General features: G+C 70.1%; 15 protein-coding genes and 1 pseudogene. 8 read left to right on the forward strand and 8 right to left on the reverse strand.

Annotation, left to right across the window (positions count from 1 at the left end; all coding sequences use genetic code 11):
• Positions 1-3: 3 nt before the first annotated feature.
• From AQJ64_RS03770 to AQJ64_RS03785, 4 genes are read right to left on the reverse strand one after another with little or no spacing between them, the layout of a single operon-like run.
• On the reverse strand, positions 4-786 hold the full coding sequence (locus AQJ64_RS03770; protein ID WP_055634697.1) for an enoyl-CoA hydratase-related protein: 783 nt from the start codon (positions 784-786) through the stop codon (positions 4-6).
• The gene (locus AQJ64_RS03775) at positions 779-1654 is read right to left on the reverse strand and encodes a 3-hydroxyacyl-CoA dehydrogenase family protein (RefSeq protein ID WP_099053984.1); all 876 of its coding nucleotides are present in this window, start codon (positions 1652-1654) and stop codon (positions 779-781) included. Before AQJ64_RS03775 ends, AQJ64_RS03770 begins: the two co-directional genes overlap by 8 nt.
• A 20-nt stretch (positions 1655-1674) precedes the next feature.
• The gene (locus AQJ64_RS03780) at positions 1675-2898 is read right to left on the reverse strand and encodes a CaiB/BaiF CoA transferase family protein (RefSeq protein ID WP_055634695.1); all 1224 of its coding nucleotides are present in this window, start codon (positions 2896-2898) and stop codon (positions 1675-1677) included.
• Positions 2895-4436 (reverse strand): HAL/PAL/TAL family ammonia-lyase, encoded by a 1542-nt coding sequence (locus AQJ64_RS03785; protein WP_055634694.1) that lies wholly within the window; start codon positions 4434-4436, stop codon positions 2895-2897. The genes AQJ64_RS03780 and AQJ64_RS03785 overlap by 4 nt, the downstream gene beginning before the upstream one ends.
• A 343-nt stretch (positions 4437-4779) precedes the next feature.
• Between AQJ64_RS03785 and AQJ64_RS03790 the strand changes: the two genes are divergently transcribed.
• From AQJ64_RS03790 to AQJ64_RS03820, 7 genes are all read left to right on the forward strand, one after another.
• Positions 4780-5490, forward strand: a complete 711-nt coding sequence (locus AQJ64_RS03790) for an IclR family transcriptional regulator (protein WP_055634693.1) — start codon at positions 4780-4782, stop codon at positions 5488-5490.
• Complete coding sequence (locus AQJ64_RS03795; protein WP_079061436.1) at positions 5487-6665, forward strand: ABC transporter ATP-binding protein; 1179 nt, start codon at positions 5487-5489, stop codon at positions 6663-6665. Before AQJ64_RS03790 ends, AQJ64_RS03795 begins: the two co-directional genes overlap by 4 nt.
• Positions 6662-7315 (forward strand): ABC transporter permease, encoded by a 654-nt coding sequence (locus AQJ64_RS03800; RefSeq protein WP_055634692.1) that lies wholly within the window; start codon positions 6662-6664, stop codon positions 7313-7315. Before AQJ64_RS03795 ends, AQJ64_RS03800 begins: the two co-directional genes overlap by 4 nt.
• Positions 7312-8049 (forward strand): ABC transporter permease, encoded by a 738-nt coding sequence (locus AQJ64_RS03805; RefSeq protein ID WP_055634691.1) that lies wholly within the window; start codon positions 7312-7314, stop codon positions 8047-8049. Before AQJ64_RS03800 ends, AQJ64_RS03805 begins: the two co-directional genes overlap by 4 nt.
• A gap of 10 nt (positions 8050-8059) precedes the next feature.
• On the forward strand, positions 8060-8998 hold the full coding sequence (locus tag AQJ64_RS03810; protein WP_055634690.1) for an ABC transporter substrate-binding protein: 939 nt from the start codon (positions 8060-8062) through the stop codon (positions 8996-8998).
• A gap of 68 nt (positions 8999-9066) precedes the next feature.
• Positions 9067-9393 (forward strand): hypothetical protein, encoded by a 327-nt coding sequence (locus AQJ64_RS48890; RefSeq protein WP_157880960.1) that lies wholly within the window; start codon positions 9067-9069, stop codon positions 9391-9393.
• 1127 nt (positions 9394-10520) lie between these two features.
• Complete coding sequence (locus tag AQJ64_RS03820; RefSeq protein WP_055634688.1) at positions 10521-11408, forward strand: LysR family transcriptional regulator; 888 nt, start codon at positions 10521-10523, stop codon at positions 11406-11408.
• A 123-nt stretch (positions 11409-11531) separates the two neighbouring features.
• Here the strand turns inward: AQJ64_RS03820 and AQJ64_RS03825 are convergent, their stop codons facing one another.
• A complete protein-coding gene (locus AQJ64_RS03825; protein ID WP_240512677.1) occupies positions 11532-12155 on the reverse strand; it encodes an FAD-dependent oxidoreductase in 624 nt (207 codons plus the stop codon).
• 232 nt (positions 12156-12387) lie between these two features.
• Here AQJ64_RS03825 and AQJ64_RS50510 point away from each other — a divergent pair.
• Positions 12388-12607 (forward strand): annotated as a pseudogene (locus AQJ64_RS50510) (CoA-transferase); the annotation flags it as partial.
• A gap of 84 nt (positions 12608-12691) precedes the next feature.
• Here the strand turns inward: AQJ64_RS50510 and AQJ64_RS03830 are convergent.
• The 3 genes from AQJ64_RS03830 to AQJ64_RS03845 all read right to left on the reverse strand — a co-directional run bounded on the left by AQJ64_RS03830 (position 12692) and on the right by AQJ64_RS03845 (position 16263).
• Positions 12692-13948, reverse strand: coding sequence for an MFS transporter (locus AQJ64_RS03830; RefSeq protein WP_059202400.1), 1257 nt, complete (start codon positions 13946-13948; stop codon positions 12692-12694).
• Between the two features lie 331 nt (positions 13949-14279).
• Positions 14280-15233 carry a fumarylacetoacetate hydrolase family protein gene (locus AQJ64_RS03840; RefSeq protein ID WP_059202402.1) on the reverse strand — a complete coding sequence of 318 codons (954 nt, stop codon included), beginning with the start codon at positions 15231-15233 and terminating at the stop codon, positions 14280-14282.
• A 91-nt stretch (positions 15234-15324) separates the two neighbouring features.
• The gene (locus AQJ64_RS03845) at positions 15325-16263 is read right to left on the reverse strand and encodes a VOC family protein (RefSeq protein ID WP_055631501.1); all 939 of its coding nucleotides are present in this window, start codon (positions 16261-16263) and stop codon (positions 15325-15327) included.
• Positions 16264-16281: the final 18 nt, after the last annotated feature.

Below are 16281 nucleotides of genomic sequence, written 5' to 3' on the forward strand. Positions count from 1 at the left end.
CAGTCATCGTTCGTTGCTCCGGCGCTTGTCGAGGAAGGCCCGCAGGCCTTGGGTGTGGTCGTCGGTGGAGGAGTTGAGGGCGGCCAGGCGGCGTTCGGTGCGGATGCCGACAGAGAGGGGCGTCTCGAAGGCCGTCAGCACCGCCTCCTTCGCGAGTCGGACCGCGGTCGCGGGGTGGGCGGCGATGGTGCGGGCCGTGTCGTGGGCTGTGCGGTCGAGCTGGTCGGGGGGTACGACGCGGCTGACGAGGCCGGCGGCGAGGGCTTCGGGGGCGGTGATGGTGCGGCCGGTGAGGATCATGTCCATCGCGAGGGCCTTGCCGACCGCGCGGACGAGGCGTTGGGTGCCGCCCGCACCGGGGATCGCACCGAGACGCAGCTCGGGCTGGCCGAAGCGGGCGGTGTCCGAGGCGATGACGAGGTCGCAGATCATGGCGAGTTCGCAGCCGCCGCCCAGGACATGGCCGTTGACCGCCGCGACGAGAGGGATGCGGGTGGCGTACAGGGCCTCCCACAGGTCGCTGAAATCATCGAGGTACGTGCCGACCGGGCCGGACTCCGAGAGTTCCGCCAGGTCGGCGATGTCGGCGCCGGCCGCGAAGAGGCGTTCCGTGCCGCTGATGACGACGCAGCGGACGTCGGGGTCGGCGTCCCAGGCGCGTACGGCGTCCAGCAGAGCCGTCATCATGGCGCGGCTCAGCGCGTTGGCCGCTTCGGGGCGGTGGAGGCGGACGTGGCCGACCGCGTCCTCGGTACGGGTCAGAATGGTGCCGGTGCCGTCAGCCATCGTGGGTCAACTGCCTGACGACGGCGTCCCGGTGGGCCTTGACCCGGTCGGCCCGTTCGCCGGGCCACTCGTAGAAGCCGCGTCCCGACTTGGCGCCCAGAGCGCCTTCGGCCACCAGTTTCCTCACGGACTCAGGCACTTCGGCCGAGCGGCTCAGCTCGGGCATCAGGATCGTCGACACCTGCTCGACCACGTCCAGCCCGGCCAGGTCCATCAGCTCCAGTGGGCCGCAGGCAGCCCAGCGTGGGGCGAGCGTCGTACGGACCGCCAGGTCGGCGTCCGCCGCGGAGGTCACGCCCGACTCCACCAGGTGCAGCACCTCCCGCAGCACCGCGTACTGGATACGGTTGACGACGAAGCCGGGGACATCCGCCCGTACGACGACGGGCAGCTTGCCGAGCCGCCGGGTCAGCGACTCGGCGCGCTCCATCGCCGTCGCGGTGGTGGCCTCGCCGGCGACGAGTTCGACGAGCGGCATGACCGGCGCGGGATTGAACCAGTGCATGCCGAGGAACCGGCCGGGGTCGTCAAGTGCCGTGCCCAGCAGGGTGATCGGCACGCTGGAGGTGTTGGTGGTGAGCAGGCAGTCCGGTGTCACCGCGGCCTCGATCGAGGCGAGGACGTCCTGCTTGAGGGCGACCACTTCGGCGACGTTCTCGCTCACCACGTCCGCGCCGTCCAGCGCCTCCGGCAGCGAACGCGTGCGGAGGACCTCGTCCGGGACGAGAGCGCGCGCGGCGTCCAGGGTGGCTTCGCTGCGGGACCACAGGGCGACCCGGCAGCCCGCTCGGGCGAAGACCTGGGCGATGCCCGCGCCCATGGTCCCGGCGCCGATCACCGCCACGGTGGGCAGTTTCTTCTCCGGCATGTCTCTCTCCATTCAGGGGCTCAGATCGCGCCACGGGCGCGCAGGCCCGCGATCTCGTCGGGGCTCAGCCCGAGCGCGGCGGCCAGCACCTCGTCCGTGTGCTGCCCGAGGACCGGCGCGGGTGCGGGGGCGGCGGGCTGCGCTCCGGAGAAGCGGACGGGCTGTCGCATCACGGCGACCTCGCCGGCCACCGGGTGCCGTGCGGTGCCCAGCAGCTGTCGCTGCCGCGCGTGGTCGCTGTCCAGGGCCTCCTTGAGGCTCCAGATGGGACCTGCCGGTACGCCCGCCGCCTCCAGCCGGTTCACGGCCTCGTCGACCGTCAGGCCACGCGTCCAGTTCTCGATCAGTACCCGGAGTTCGGCGTGGTGGCGGGCGCGCTGGGCGTCCGTGGCGAAGCGGGGGTCGTCGAGGAGTTCGGGCATGCCGGTCTCCTTGCACAGACGGGCGAAGAGGGCGTCGTTGGCGACCGCGAGGACGACCTGTCCGTCGCGGGCGGGGAAGCTGTCCATGGGGGCGGAGACCGGATGACGGTTGCCGATCCGCTCGGGTTCGGTGCCGTCGGCGGTGAACTGGGACAGCGACACGACGAGCAGGGACAGCACGGAGTCGAGCATGGCGACATCCACGTGCTGCCCGTGCCCGGTGACGTCGCGTTGCCGGAGCGCGGCCAGGGCACCGTACGAGCCGTACATCCCGGCGACGACGTCGCCGATGGACTCGCCGACGCGGGTCGGGCCGGTGCCGGGCCAGCCGGTGAGGCTCATGATGCCGCCCATGGCCTGGATGATGTGGTCGTAGGCGGGGCGGTGGGCGAGTGGTCCGGTCTGGCCGAAGCCGGAGATGCTGACGTACACCAGGCGCGGATTGACGGCGGCCAGGGTGTCGTAGTCGATGCCGAGGCGGGCGGTGACGCCGGGCCGGTAGTTCTCGATCAGGATGTCCGTGTCGCGCACCAGGCGGTGCAGCAGGTCGCGGCCCTCATCGGACTTCAGGTTGAGGGTGATGCCGCGTTTGCCCCGGTTGAGCATCATGAAGTACGAGCTCTCGCCGTTGATGTGCGGGGCGAAGTGCCGGGAGTCGTCGCCGGCGCCGGGCATCTCGACCTTGGTGACCTCGGCTCCGAGGTCACCGAGCAGCGCCCCGCAGAGCGGACCGGCCAGGACCCGGGAGAGGTCGAGGACCTTGACGCCGGACAGCGGGCCTTTCTGATCTGCGTTGTTCTCGCTCGTCACCGTGCTCTTCATCGGGCCAGTCCTCCCACTACTGCTTCCACGGCCGCCACGAGGCTGCCGTCCGCGACCAGCTCCCGGGCCGCCGCGAGGTCGGGGTACATCTCGCGGTCCTCCTCCAGGGCGGCCACCCGCTCCCGGACCGCTCGGTACGCGGCCCCCGTCCCGGCTCCCGGGCGCAGGGTGCCGTGGTGCTCCAGCCCCTGCGCCGCCGCCAGGATCTCGATGCCGAGGCCCTGCTGTGCGTACTCGACCGCCTGCCGGGCCTGCCAGCCGGCGGGGACGCCCATGCTGACGTGGTCCTCCTGCATCGCCGAGGTCGGGATGTTGTGCACGGAGGCGGGCTGGGCGAGTGCGCGGGCCTCGGCGGCCAGCGAGGCGGCGACGTACTGCGGGATCATGAAGCCGGAGTCCTCGCCGCCGGGGGCCGCGAGGAAGGCCGGCAGTTCGCTGAAGTGGGCGTTGGTGAGGCGGTCGGTGCGGCGCTCGGAGATGTTGAGCAGGTGGGTGACGGCGATGGCGAGGACGTCCAGCGCCATGGCGACCGGGGCCCCGTGGCCGTTGCCGCCGGTGTGGGCGGTGAGCTCGTCGCCGGCGACGGAGAACAGCGGGTTGTCGGTGACCGAGTTGGCCTCGATGGTGACCGTGCGCTCGGCGTAGTCCAGCGCGTCGCGCACGCTGCCGTGGACCTGGGGCGCGCAGCGCAGGCTCAGCGGGTCCTGGAGGCGGTGGTGACGGTGCGCCGCCACGATCGCGCTGCCGTCGAGCAGGGCGCGCAGGTTCGCGGCGGTGGCCGCCTGGCCGGGGTGCGGGCGGACCTGCTGGACGCGGGGGTCGAAGGCGCGGTCGTTGCCGCGCAGGGCCTCCAGGCTCATCGCCGCCGCTATGTCGGCGGCGGCGGTCAGCAGCCGGGCGTCGTGGACGGCGAGCGCCGCCATCGCGGTCACCTCGTACGTGCCGCTGACCAGGGCGTGGCCCTCGCGGGGGCCCAGTTCGAGAACGGGCAGACCGGCGCGGCGCATCGCCTCGGCGCCGGGCAGCAGCTCGCCCTCGAAGTACGCCCGGCCGAGACCGGCCGTGACCAGGCCGATGTGTGCGGTGCCGATCAGATAGCCGACCGAGCCGCGGCCGGGGGACCAGGGGGTGACGCCTCGGTTGAGCATCGCGACGAGGGTCTCGACCAGACCGAGGCCCACTCCGCTGCGGCCCTGGGCCATCGCCCGCACGATCAGGAGGATCATGGCGCGCATGACTTCGGGCGGGTAGGGCTCGCCCACCCCGCAGGCATGGCTCTTGAGCATCTTCAGCTGGGCCGACGACACGTGCTCCGGGGCGACCGACACGTCGTAGAGGTCGCCGACGCCCGTGGTGAGCCCGTAGACGGGCGGTCCGTCCGCGTCGAGGCCCGCGAGCATCCGGACGCGCATGTCCTTGACCGCCAGGGCGGCTTCCTCGGTGAGCAGCACCGGGGCGCCGTGCCGCGCCACCGCCACGACGTCGTCAATGGACAGCGGCGTGGATCCGATGGCCACCGGCTCCCGAGAATCACTCACGGTATTCCTTCCCAGCGGTGCGTGTGTATGGAATCGGACGCTATGGACGCCCGGTTTCGCGTCTCACTCGCCGAGGTTTCTGCCCGATGAAACCCGATTGCCACCAGGTGGCAGAGCGGCCTGCTCAGGATGTTCTTTCGGGCTCCGCGCATATCTGTGGCAGTGCAATCCTGCCCTTCTGGGAGCATTTCCCCTGCCGAGCAGTGACTCTTCGTGCGCACATTGCCACCATGCGTTTCACATATTCCGTCTGGTGGCAATCGGGATTCACTCAACAGAAACCGTACTGAATACATCTGAAAAGAACCGTCCCTAGTGTTGCCACCTATTCAGGAGGTGGGGCATGGGTGAAACGTCGACACGGACTGCGGAGCGGGCGATGGCTCTGCTCGGCGTGGTCTGCGAGCACGGGGCCATCACCCTGGCGGAGAGCGCCCGGGAGACCGGGCTGGCGGCCAGCACCGCGCTGCGCCTCTTGCGCGCGCTGGAGAACGGCGGTTTCGTACGACGCGAGGCCGACGGATCGTTCCGCCCCGGCACCCGGATCGTGCAGTTCGGGGCACGGGCCCTGAGTCACGAGTCCCTGGTGCCGTACTGCCGCGAGGCGATGGAACGGATCGTCGCGGTGACCCGGGAGTCGGTGTACCTGAGCATCCCCTCGCACGAGGACACCGCCCTGTACATCGCGATCACCGAGGGCACTCACTCGGTCCGGCACACCAGTTGGGTGGGCCGGACGATCCCCCGGCGCGCCAGCGCGGTCGGGGCGGTGTTCGCGGGGGAGACGCCGGCCCGGGGTTACGTCGTCGTGGAGGACGGCGTCGAGAACGACGTCACCGCGATCGCGGCACCACTGCTCACCGGGTCCAGGGTGATCGCCGCCCTGAGCGTGGTGGTCCCCGACTACCGGCTGCGCGGCGACAAGGTCGTACGGATCGGGGTCCGGCTCGCCGGTGAGGCCCACGACCTGTCGCGTTCGCTCGGCGGGCAGCTACCGCCGCCGGCACAGCCGGCACAGCCGACATACGGCACCGTAACGGAGAGAATGTCATGATCCGATTCGACAACGTCACCAAGGCATATCCGGACGGTACGGTCGCCGTCGACCGGCTCAGTCTGGAGGCACCGACCGGGAAGATCACCGTTCTGGTGGGGCCGTCCGGCTGCGGCAAGACCACCTCCATGCGCATGGTCAACCGCCTGATCGAGCCCACCTCCGGCACCATCACGCTGGGCGGACAGCCGGTCTCCGGGACCGACGCCACCGAGCTGCGACGGAAGATCGGTTACGTCATCCAGCACGCCGGCCTCTTCCCGCACAAGAACGTCGCCGACAACGTCATGGCGCTGCCCCGGCTCCTCGGGCTCGGCCGCCGCGAGGCCCGGACCCGGGCCCTGGAACTGCTGGAACGGGTCGGCCTCGGCCCGCAGTTCGCCGACCGCTACCCCTGGCAGTTGTCCGGCGGCCAGCAGCAGCGCGTCGGTGTCGCCCGCGCGCTGGCCGCCGACCCGCCCTACCTGCTGATGGACGAGCCGTTCAGCGCCGTCGACCCGGTCGTACGCGCCCAGTTGCAGGAGGAGTTCCTCCGCCTCCAGCGCGAGATCGGCAAGACGATCGTGCTGGTCACCCATGACATCGACGAGGCGCTCAAGCTCGGCGACCAGGTCGCGGTGCTCCGCGAGGGCGGGCGGCTCGCACAGGCCGCGGCTCCGGCCGAGCTGCTGGCCCGGCCCGCCGACGCCTTCGTCGCGGGCTTCGTCGGCCGTGACCGGGGCTACCGGGCGCTGGGCTTCGCCGGTACGGGAGACGGCGTGATTCCCGCCGCCGAGCCTGCCGTCGTGCTCGGCGCGACGCGCGCCGAGGCCGAGGCGGCGGCGCTGGACGGCTGGATCCTGGTCACCGCCCCCGGCGGTGAGCCGGTCGGCTGGGCCGCGCTCGACCGGCTCGACGGCGACCGGGTCACCGAGCAGGACCTCAACCTCAGCGCCACCACGGCCCGTACGGACGGCACCCTCCGCGAACTGCTGGACGCGGCACTGTCCTCTCCCAGCGGTCGCGGCGTCCTGGTCGACGCCGAAGGACACCTGGCCGGGACCGTGTCGCCGACAGCCGTGGCCCGCGCGATCGAAGAGGCCGCGTCGGCGACCGCCCCTGCGGGGGCCACCGCTGGGTCCGTCGAACCCGCCGCCGGGTCCGCCGCCGAGGCCCCCGCCGGGAGCCACCTGTGACCGCCGCGGAATGGCTCCGCCACAACGCCGGAGAGATCGCCGACCTCACCGCATGGCACCTCTGGCTGTCCATACTGCCGCTGCTCATCGGCCTGCTGGTCGCGCTGCCGCTGGGCCGGCTGGCCCACCGCAGCCGCCGGCTCTACCCGATGCTGGTGGCGCTGGCCGGGCTGGTCTACACGGTGCCCTCCCTCGCTCTGTTCATCCTGCTGCCGAAGTTGCTCAGCACCCGCATCCTCGACCCGGTCAACGTGGTCATCGCGCTGAGCGTCTACACAACGGCGCTCCTGGTGCGGGTCGTGGCCGACGGGCTGGCGGCCGTACCCGCCGACGTCATCCAGTCCGCCCACGCCATGGGCTACCGGTCGCACCAGCGGCTGATACGGATCGAACTGCCCATCGCCGTACCGGTCATCGCCGCCGGGCTGCGGGTCGCGGCGGTCTCCAACGTCAGCATCGTGTCGATGGCTGCGCTGCTCGGTGTGCCGCAGCTCGGCTCGCTGTTCACGCAGGGCTTCCAGCTGCACTTCTTCACCCCGATCGTCACCGGCGTCGTACTGAGCCTGGTCATCGCGCTGGTGCTGGACGGGCTGATCCTGCTCGCCGGCCACTCGCTCACCCCTTGGCAGCCCAGGAGGTCCGCCCGATGAGCACGAGCATCACCGGCTGGCTCACCGATCCCGTCAACTGGAGCGGTCCCGACGGCATCCCCGCCCAGACCCTGGCCCACCTCGAACTGTCCGGCATGGCGCTGGCCATCGCCCTCGTCATCGGCGTGCCCGTCGGCCTCCTGATCGGTCACACCGGGCGCGGCGCCTTCCTGGTCGGCGGCCTCGCCAACGCGCTGCGTGCCCTGCCGACGCTGGGTGTGCTGATGATCGCGGTGCTGCTGATCACCCCGCACATCGCCTCCGACCTGGCGTTCACCATTCCGAGCCTGATCGTGCTCGTCCTGCTCGCGGTGCCGCCGATCCTGACCAACACCTACGCGGGTGTCTTCGCGGTGGACGCCGCTGCCGTCGACGCCGCGCGCGGCATGGGCTGGCGTGGCCGGGACATCCTGCTGCGCGTTCAACTGCCGTGCGCGCTGCCGCTGATCCTGTCCGGGATCCGGGCCGCGGCGCTGCAGATCATCGCGACCGCGACCGTGGCTGCTTACGTCTCGCTCGGCGGTCTCGGCCGGTTCCTCATCGACGGCCTCGCCCAGAGCGACTACGCGCAGATGGCGGGCGGAGCGATCCTCGTCGCCGCGCTCGCCCTGGCCGTCGAACTCCTCCTGCTCGGGCTGGCCAGGCTCCTCGTCTCGCCCGGCCTCACCCGCAGGGTCTCCCGCCGCACTTCCCCTCCCGCAGTACCGGCATCCGCCACCGCCACCGCACAGTGAAGAGAGTCCCATGAACAGCGCGTCCACAAGAAGCAAGAAGCTCCTCGGCCTCGCGGCCTTGACCGCCACCGGCGCCCTCGTCCTCACCGCGTGCGGCAGCGGCGGTGACCCGATGAGCACCAGCGCCACGGCCGGCGCCTCGTCCGCCGCCGACACCATCACCGTAGGGTCGGCGAACTTCACGGAGAGCCAACTCCTCGCCACCATCTACGCGGAGGCGCTGAAGGCCAAGGGCGTCAAGGTCAAGACCCGGCTGAACATCGGCAGCCGGGAGACGTACATCCCCGCGCTCAAGGACGGCTCGATCGATCTCCTCCCGGAGTACACGGGCGCGCTGCTCCAGTACTTCGACCCGAAGACGAAGGCCAGCAGCCCGGCCGAGGTCTCCGCCGCGCTGACCAAGGCGCTGCCCTCCGGCATCTCCGCGCTCAAGCAGTCCACGGCGGAGGACAAGGACGTGCTGGCCGTCACCCAGAAGACGGCGACCGCCCACGACCTCACCACCATCTCCGACCTCGCCCCGGTGGCCGGCACGATGGCACTGGGCGCACCGCCGGAGTGGAAGACCCGGGTCAACGGCGTGGTCGGGCTGAAGAGCGTCTACGGGTTGTCCTTCAAGAAGTTCGTCTCGCTGGACGCCGGAGGCCCGCTGACCCTCGCCGCCATCACCAACAACCAGGTGCAGGTCGGTGACCTGACCAGCACGGACCCCGCCATCGCCAAGAACAAGCTCGTCACCCTCAAGGACGACAAGAACCTCTTCCTGGCCGAGAACATCCTGCCCGTCATCAACAAGGACAAGGTCACCCCCACCGTCACCAGCACCCTCAACGCCGTGTCCGCGGCGCTGACCACCGAGGGACTCATGGAGCTGAACAGCAAGGTCGCCAAGCTCGACGACATGAGCGACGTCGCCAAGGCCTGGCTCACGTCCGCCGGTCTGAGCTGATCTCCATCGCCTTCCGCCTACCACTGGCTCCGCGGGCGCTACTCCGTCGGTATGGACGAGACCAGCTGGTGTCCAGCAATCGCCGAAAGGCCTTCCCCGGGCCGTCCGGAGACGACGGCCTCGGGTTCGATTTCAAGGTCGGCTCTGGTAAGCGGCCCATGATGTTCGAAGGGAAGGCGACTCGAGGCGACGGCGGTCAGATCGAACTGGGGGAGAGCGAGGTACGCGCGGCGCAGCAGCACGCAGGCAATGAACGCTGGCGGCTCCTCGTGGTCACCTCCGTCCTTGATCCTGAGCGAGTAGACATCCACATGCTCCCGAACCCCTTCGGCAAACAAGGACGCGGCCGCTACCGCGAGGAGGGCGGCGCGCTGCGCTTCTCCTATCGGCTATGACACGCGACACCAGAAGGCCGCTGACGTATCCCGCGTCTTGTGCGACCGCACCGTGCCCGTAGATGTCCTGGCCTGCGACTACGGCCACAGAGGCTCCGTCCCGAGGCGGAGCCTCTGCGCGTTGGAAAGGAAATCCGCTGTACGAGGGTTTCTATCCCTTTGGCTGAACTGGGCGGACGCGGCTGCTGCTGTGGTAAGCGTCCAACTCATCGACTCCCAGGGGCCATTGAGGGGCCACAAGGACAGGAACAGACCGACAAGCACTGCACAGGGCTGACACGGATCGGCACGTCTGACCTGCAAGAACGGCCTGAATCGGCACTGATCGGCAAGGACCGCCAAGATCCCCAATGGACTCATAATCCGTCGGCCGTGGGTTCGAGTCCCACCCGCCCCACCTGTGCAGGTCCCTGACCTGCGGAAACGTTCATTTTGTCCTGCCGGATCGTCCACTTCGTCTGAACGGACTGAATCCGCTGCCCGTGGGTTCGGCCTCGTTGCCGGGTCCGGTGGTGTGCACGTCTCTGACCTGCGCGGATGTTCCAGGTCGCTGCGGTTGTACTCGCGGTACACGGCTCCGGCGGCTGGTCGGGCACTGGATTCTGGACGCTGGCTGGACGCGAGGAAACCGGAAGGGGGCGCTCCGGTGCCGATCCATCCATGCTGCTCAGGGGTGTAGCAGGGTAGGTGCGGTGTGGTGGCGACTGGGCTCTCTCGTCTGCTCGTGCTGTCACCGACGTGGGCGGTCGGCGTGAGGAAGAAACGGTGAGTCCGCGGTGGTCGTAGAAGGCGACGCCGAGACCCGCGTCCGTGAACAGATGCGCGTACGGGAAGCCGATCTCCGCGACGCTCCCGATGCCTTCATGGGCGATCACGACGGGCACCGGCCCTGTCGCGTCCTCGGGAAGGTAGAGCCTGCCGCGAAGGGTGATCTCCCCCACCGGGATGTCCAAGGAATGGTGCATGCGCGTGTCCTCTCTGACTCGCTCACGATGCTCGATCCGTCTCGGCCGGGCGTCCTCATCAGGGCCGTACAGCCGCTGTTCCAGTCTCATCGCGACCACAACATCTGTACAGTGGAACTTTGTTATGGGTTTCATTCACGACATGGATGAAGACGGAACGCGATGGGTCTCGATCTGAATCTGCTCGTGCCGCTGAACGCGCTGCTCCAGGAGCGGAGCGTGACGGCCGCGGCGCACCGTATCGGCCTCTCCCAACCGGCCTGCAGCGCGGCGCTCAAGCGACTGCGAAGGCACTTCGGCGATGAACTGCTGGTCCGAGTCCCCGGCCAGGGAACCCAGCTCACGCTGCTGGCCGAGCGCCTGCGCGATCGGGTCTCACTGCTGGCCGCGGAACTCGACGGCGTCTTCGCGGCCAACGCCGGCCTGCAACCGGGGTCGCTCGACCGTGAGTTCTCCCTGCTGCTCTCCGACGCCGAATGCAGCGCGCTCGCCCCGCCACTGGTGCGCGAAGTCACGGCGCACGGCTCCGGTGCGCGTATCCGCCTGGATCTGCTCACGAACGACATGCGGGCGGGGATCGTCGAGGAGATCGACAGGCATGATGCCGTGATCGTGCCCCGGGTCGCGCTCCCGGACGGGACGCCGTCGCTCGACCTCTACGAGGACCAGTGGGTGCGCATCGTCAGCGCGACGCGGCAGTCCGAGGACGACGATCTCGAGCAGGCACGGTGGGCCGTCTGCTACGACGCGCCGTTGATGCCATGGTCGCCGGGCCAGCTGCTGGAGAGGGAGGGCGTCGCCGGGGCGATCGCCGTGCGAGTGGAGAGCTTCGTGGAACTGTTCCCGCTGGTGGCGGGTGCGGATCTCACCGCGCTCGTGCCCCGGCGGCTGGCAGACGCGTGGTGCGGGTCGACGGGAACGCGCCCCGCCCGGGTCCCCGCATCTCTTGCCCGGCCCTTCGTCATCGCGATGGCGTGGTCTCCGCGGTGGGTGTACGACCCGGCCCACCGCTGGTTCCGGGACCGGGTGGCCGCCGCCGCGCGGTGTTGACGACGCGAGCCGGTTTTTCTCGGCCGATGTGATCGACCGTACTGGAGCAAGCACCCCTCCGAAGGCCGAAGGCCGCGACTGAAGGGACGCGGCCATTCTCCGGCCGGGAGCCGGATGTGGTCGTCACTGTGCATTCGGCATGCGGACGGCCGTGAAGCGATGCTCGGTCTCGTCGAGGGCAGTGAGCTGAGCGAGGATTTCTCCCGAGGAATCCCCGATGACCTTCTGCAGGAACGGTGTGCGGTCGAGGAGGGCATCGCGTGCGGGCCGCAGTGGTGCCGGTGCGTGGTGGAAGACCTGGCCCAGCATCCATGCCTGCTGGACCTGGCGGGCGGTGTGCGGCTTGCGCGGTGCCTCGAACGCGTCGAGTGCGGCCCGCACGGCGATGTAGTCGGACAGGTCTACTCCGGCCAGGCGGCGGCCGAGGAAGTAGCCGTCCTCAGTGGCTATCCCGGCACCGTAGGCGGCGCAGGGCGAGGTGGCGTGGGCGGCGTCGCCGACGAGCGTGGCCCGGCCCTTCGACCACTGCTTGATCGGCTTGCGGTCGCGCAGCACCCAGTGCTGCACGTTCTCCGGGTCGGTGGCGGCGATCAGCTGCGGCAGCGGGGCGGCGAAGTCGGCGCCCATCGCTGTGGCGGTGGCGTGCCGGTCTCCCGTGAACTCCTGGCGGGCGTCGTGAGCGCTGAGGACCCACCACTGGAATCCGTCGCGACCCTTGTGCCGGATGGCGGTCCAACTGCCCTGCACCGTCCGGTTGTGGGAGATGACGCGCAGTCCTCTCTCCGCCCGGACGTCCTCGTCGAAGGTATACCCGCCGAAGATGTGCAGGTTGTGTTCGCGCTTGGGTGTATTGCTTGTCCGCGGCCTGTTCGCCGGTCAGCTCCACCACCGGGCGAGTTCGGCGGCGGCGCGGGCGGCCATCTGGTTCCGCGTCCAGCCGGAGAATGTGGTCACTCTCGTCCGGCGCACCCTGTGGGGCTCCAACAACTGCGGCGTGGACGGACAGGGTCTGGGCATCCTGCTCGCCGCGGGCCGGATCGCTCGCGTCACCGGCTCCTACGTGGGCGAGAACAAGGAGTTCGCCCGCCAGTACACTGGAGGTCGAACTCGTACGCGCCTGGCGCGGCGACCGCCACGGCAACCTCGTCTTCCGCAAGGCGTCGGCCAACTTCAACCCGCTCGCGGCGATGGCCGGCCGCACCCTTCTGGACGCCCGCCTTGCGCAAGGCGGGCGGGGCGGATGCGGTCATGTCGGTCTCGGTGTGGCTGGCGTGGAGCGGGGTTCAGGCGGATGCTGTGCGGGCCGGGTTCCAGGCCCGCCGCCGGGCCACCAGCAGTCCGAGCGCGACCGCCGCGCTTGCCAGCCCCAGCAGTCCCACGGCGCCGGCCAGAGTGCCGACCGCCGACTCCACGGCGAGCAGCACCAGCGGGCACACGAAACAGCCACCGAAGTAGGCCGCCATCCACAGCCCCGTGCCCCGGCCGCGGTCCCTGTACTCCAGCCGGGACATGGCACTGGTGAGGAGCGCCGGCAACAGCATCCCCGTACCCAGGCAGTTGATCACCGCACCGACCACCAGCAGGGGGACACTGCCGGCGAGGAACATCACGCCGAAGCCGGCCGCGCAGATGGCGAAGACGGTGGGCATCATCGGGTCCGGGGAGCGCTTCAGACGCGCGAAGGTGATTGCTCCGGCCACCGTGGCGGCGCTCGCGACCGCAGTGGCCAGACCGATCACACCGGTGTTCTCCACCCCGAGGCCGTCGAGCAGGTACGCCATCTCCACCGGGACGGTGTAGAAGACCGTCGCCCCGAAGAAGGTCAAGGCGCAGATGCCCGCCATCTGCCGCCAAGGGAACGGGCGACGTGCGGGCTGGACACCCTCCGTGGCTCTCTCCGTGGCCTCGCGCACCGCCGGACTGGGGAGGGCGAGGGCCAGCATCGGGGCGAGCAGCAGGCTCACCGCGTAGACCCAGAACGGAACTCGCCAGCCCGCCGCGCCGGCAGCGCCGCCGAGCACGAAGAAGGCCGTGGCGGCCGCGGAGGCGCACATGGTCTGCAGGGCGAGGTACTTCACCCGCCGGTGACCGGAGTAGTAGTCCCCGATCAGGGTGGTGCAGCAGGTCATGATGGCGGCCTCGGTGACGCCGACCAGGGCTCGGCTGGCGATGATCGCGCCCAGCGAGTCCAGCCAGAGCGGTGCTGTGCCGAACAGCGCGTACAGGACGGTCGCCACCAGCAGCAGACGCTTGCGGCCCAAGCGGTCGACGATCACCCCGGCGAACGGGGCCAGCAGCGCCAGCGCCAAGGCCGGAACGGTCAGCGCCAGCGGAACCAGCGCCTTGGCGCCGGGGATCGACGCGAAGTGGTCCTGCATCTTCGGCAGCACAGGAGCGATCAGTACCGCCCCCAGCACGGGCAGACAGCTGCCCGCCATCAGCGCGGTCACCCTCAGCCGGTGCGCCGGGCCCGACACGCTCACGGGCGGCGGGGCGGAGTCATCGATCGCGGGGGAGGACAAGGGCGCGGAAGCGGGCATGGTGACTCCAGGGGACGATGTGTGGGAGCGGGCATGCCGCACCGGCGCGGGCGGCGCTCGGCATGCGGCGGAGGACATCACGCCGACGGGGGGCGGGGACGTGGCGTGCGGGTGGGACGACTATGCGGTCTCCGGGGGCAGCCGCCCACCCTCCGTGCGATCGGTATCCCGGATGTGGCGCATCCGCGCGACGAATGGGGTGTGGCGGCCCGAGCAGGTCGGGCTGTGACATGTGAGCAGTTCCGGGGAGCCCGAAAGGCCCGGGCGCGCAGGGCACGTGCGTCGGGGCCAGGGCACAGACCGGGCCTCGACCGGCTGCGTCCGGATCCGCTCAGGGGCGGCTGCGGGGACGTCGGCGGCCGGTCGGCAGGGGTACCGGCTCGGGGCCGGGGACGACGGTGTTGCGGACGGAGCCGAGGACGTCCGCGGTGAGAGTGACGGTGTCGCCGGGCTTGAGCGGAGGCGGGACCTGTTCGCCTCGGATGCTCCACAGTTCCGCCAGGCAGCCGCCGTTGCCGCAGGTGCCCGAGCCGAGTACGTCGCCGGGGCGGACGACGGTGCCGCGCGAGGCGTAGGCGACCATCTCCTCGAAGGTCCAGCTCATGTTGGACAGCAGGTCCTTGCCGACGACCTCGCCGTTGATCTCCGAGGTCAGGGCGAGTCGCAGACATCCGTCGGCGTCCCGGTACGGTTCCACCTCGTCCGGCGTCACGAGGTAGGGGCCGAGGGTGGTGGCGGTGTCCTTGCCCTTGCAGGGACCGAGTCCGACCTGCATTTCGCGGATCTGGAGGTCGCGGGCCGACCAGTCGTTGAACAGGGTGTATCCGGCGATGTGGTCACGTGCCTGCTCGGGGGTCAGGTCGCGACCCTCACGGCCGATGATTACCGCGACCTCGAGTTCGAAGTCCAGCAGCCGGCTGCCTGGCGGGTACGGTACGTCGTCGTGTGCGCCGATGAGGGCGTGCGGGTTGGTGAAGTAGAAGGTCGGCGCGTCGTACCACGCCTCCGGTACGTCCTGAGTGCGCTCTTGGGAGCGCCGCACGCCCTCGATGTGTTCTTCGAAAGTGACGAAGTCTCTCACCGACGGCGGTTCGAGGGGCGGCAGCAGTCGTACCGCGTCCAGCGACACCGGGTCCGACAGGGCTGCGAGCTCTGTGGCTGCCCGTGGGAGACCGGAGTGGATCAGGCCGAGCAGCGTCGTGCCGTCGGGGAAGGGGCGTACGGCGGCACCGTCGACCACGCCGCAGTGACGGCGGCCTCGGTGCTCGTACGTGGCGAAGCGCATGCGGGACTCCAAGGGTCTGGGCTGGACCGGGGACGCGGCGGGCACTCAGGGCCGGAGCGGGGTGTCACCGCGCCCCCGGAGTGGGAGAGGATCAGACCGGCGGGGCGACGAAGCAGCCGCGGTCGACGTCGTTGAAGGACTCCTTGGCGACCATCTCGTTGACGGGGTTCGCGGTGCCCCACTGGTCCGAGACCTGTTCGGTGGAGAAGTCGTAGACGTGGGGGTGCCAGGTGTCCTCGTCCAGCTGCTCCAGCTCGGTGGTGTACTCCAGGGTGTTGCCGTGCGGGTCGTGGAAGTAGGAGAAGGTGTTGTCGCCCGCCAGGTGACGGCCGGGGCCCCACACCTTGTGCACGCCGGCCCGCAGCAGACGGCCGGTGCCGCGCATGTACTCGTCGATGCCGCGCATCTCGAAGGAGATGTGGTGCAGGGAGGTGTGCGGGCCCTGAGCGATGGCCATGGAGTGGTGCTGGCTGCTGATCCGCATGAAGTGCATGGCCTCGCCCATGCGCGGGTGCCAGAGGGTGTCGGAGAGGCGGAAGCCCAGGTGCCGCTCGTACCACTCCCTGGTCACGTTGAGATCGGGGGAGTTGAGGACGACGTGCGACAGCTTGACCGGGATCGATTCCTTCTCCTCGATCTTGCGGTGCTGCCGTACGGCGACGTCCGCGGAGACCTCGATGGTGCGGCCGTCGATGTCGAAGAAGCGGAAGCCGTAGCCGCCGCCGGGGGTGTCGAGCTTGCCGGGCCGCGAGATCAACCGGGCGCCGTCGGCGAGGAGTCGCTCGGCGAGGGTGTCGACGTCGGCGGGGGTGGCCGCTCCGAAGGAGACCAGGTCGAGGCGCTTCTCCTCGGCCTTGCGTAGCCGCACGATGTACTGCTCGGGGCTGCCCTCGGCGGCGAGGAAGGAGATCCCGGAGTCCTCGCTGGTCTTGGTCAGGCCCCAGACGCCGGCGTAGAAGTCGAGCTGTTTGTCGTAGTCGGGAACGGCCAGGTCGACGTGGCGCAGGTGGGTGAGCAGGCGGTCGCTCATGGGTGGGGCTCCTGTTCT

Origin of the sequence: Streptomyces griseoruber (genome assembly GCF_001514205.1) — a bacterium.
GTDB classification, from domain to species: domain Bacteria; phylum Actinomycetota; class Actinomycetes; order Streptomycetales; family Streptomycetaceae; genus Streptomyces; species Streptomyces griseoruber.

Coding starts and splice junctions, on each gene's coding strand:
- AQJ64_RS03770 (WP_055634697.1), bottom strand. CDS start 786: ATGGCTGACGGCACCGGCACCATTCTGACCCGTACCGAGGACGCGGTC.
- AQJ64_RS03775 (WP_099053984.1), bottom strand. CDS start 1,654: ATGCCGGAGAAGAAACTGCCCACCGTGGCGGTGATCGGCGCCGGGACC.
- AQJ64_RS03780 (WP_055634695.1), bottom strand. CDS start 2,898: ATGAAGAGCACGGTGACGAGCGAGAACAACGCAGATCAGAAAGGCCCG.
- AQJ64_RS03790 (WP_055634693.1), top strand. CDS start 4,780: ATGGGTGAAACGTCGACACGGACTGCGGAGCGGGCGATGGCTCTGCTC.
- AQJ64_RS03795 (WP_079061436.1), top strand. CDS start 5,487: ATGATCCGATTCGACAACGTCACCAAGGCATATCCGGACGGTACGGTC.
- AQJ64_RS03805 (WP_055634691.1), top strand. CDS start 7,312: ATGAGCACGAGCATCACCGGCTGGCTCACCGATCCCGTCAACTGGAGC.
- AQJ64_RS03810 (WP_055634690.1), top strand. CDS start 8,060: ATGAACAGCGCGTCCACAAGAAGCAAGAAGCTCCTCGGCCTCGCGGCC.
- AQJ64_RS03820 (WP_055634688.1), top strand. CDS start 10,521: ATGGGTCTCGATCTGAATCTGCTCGTGCCGCTGAACGCGCTGCTCCAG.
- AQJ64_RS03830 (WP_059202400.1), bottom strand. CDS start 13,948: ATGCCCGCTTCCGCGCCCTTGTCCTCCCCCGCGATCGATGACTCCGCC.
- AQJ64_RS03840 (WP_059202402.1), bottom strand. CDS start 15,233: ATGCGCTTCGCCACGTACGAGCACCGAGGCCGCCGTCACTGCGGCGTG.
- AQJ64_RS03845 (WP_055631501.1), bottom strand. CDS start 16,263: ATGAGCGACCGCCTGCTCACCCACCTGCGCCACGTCGACCTGGCCGTT.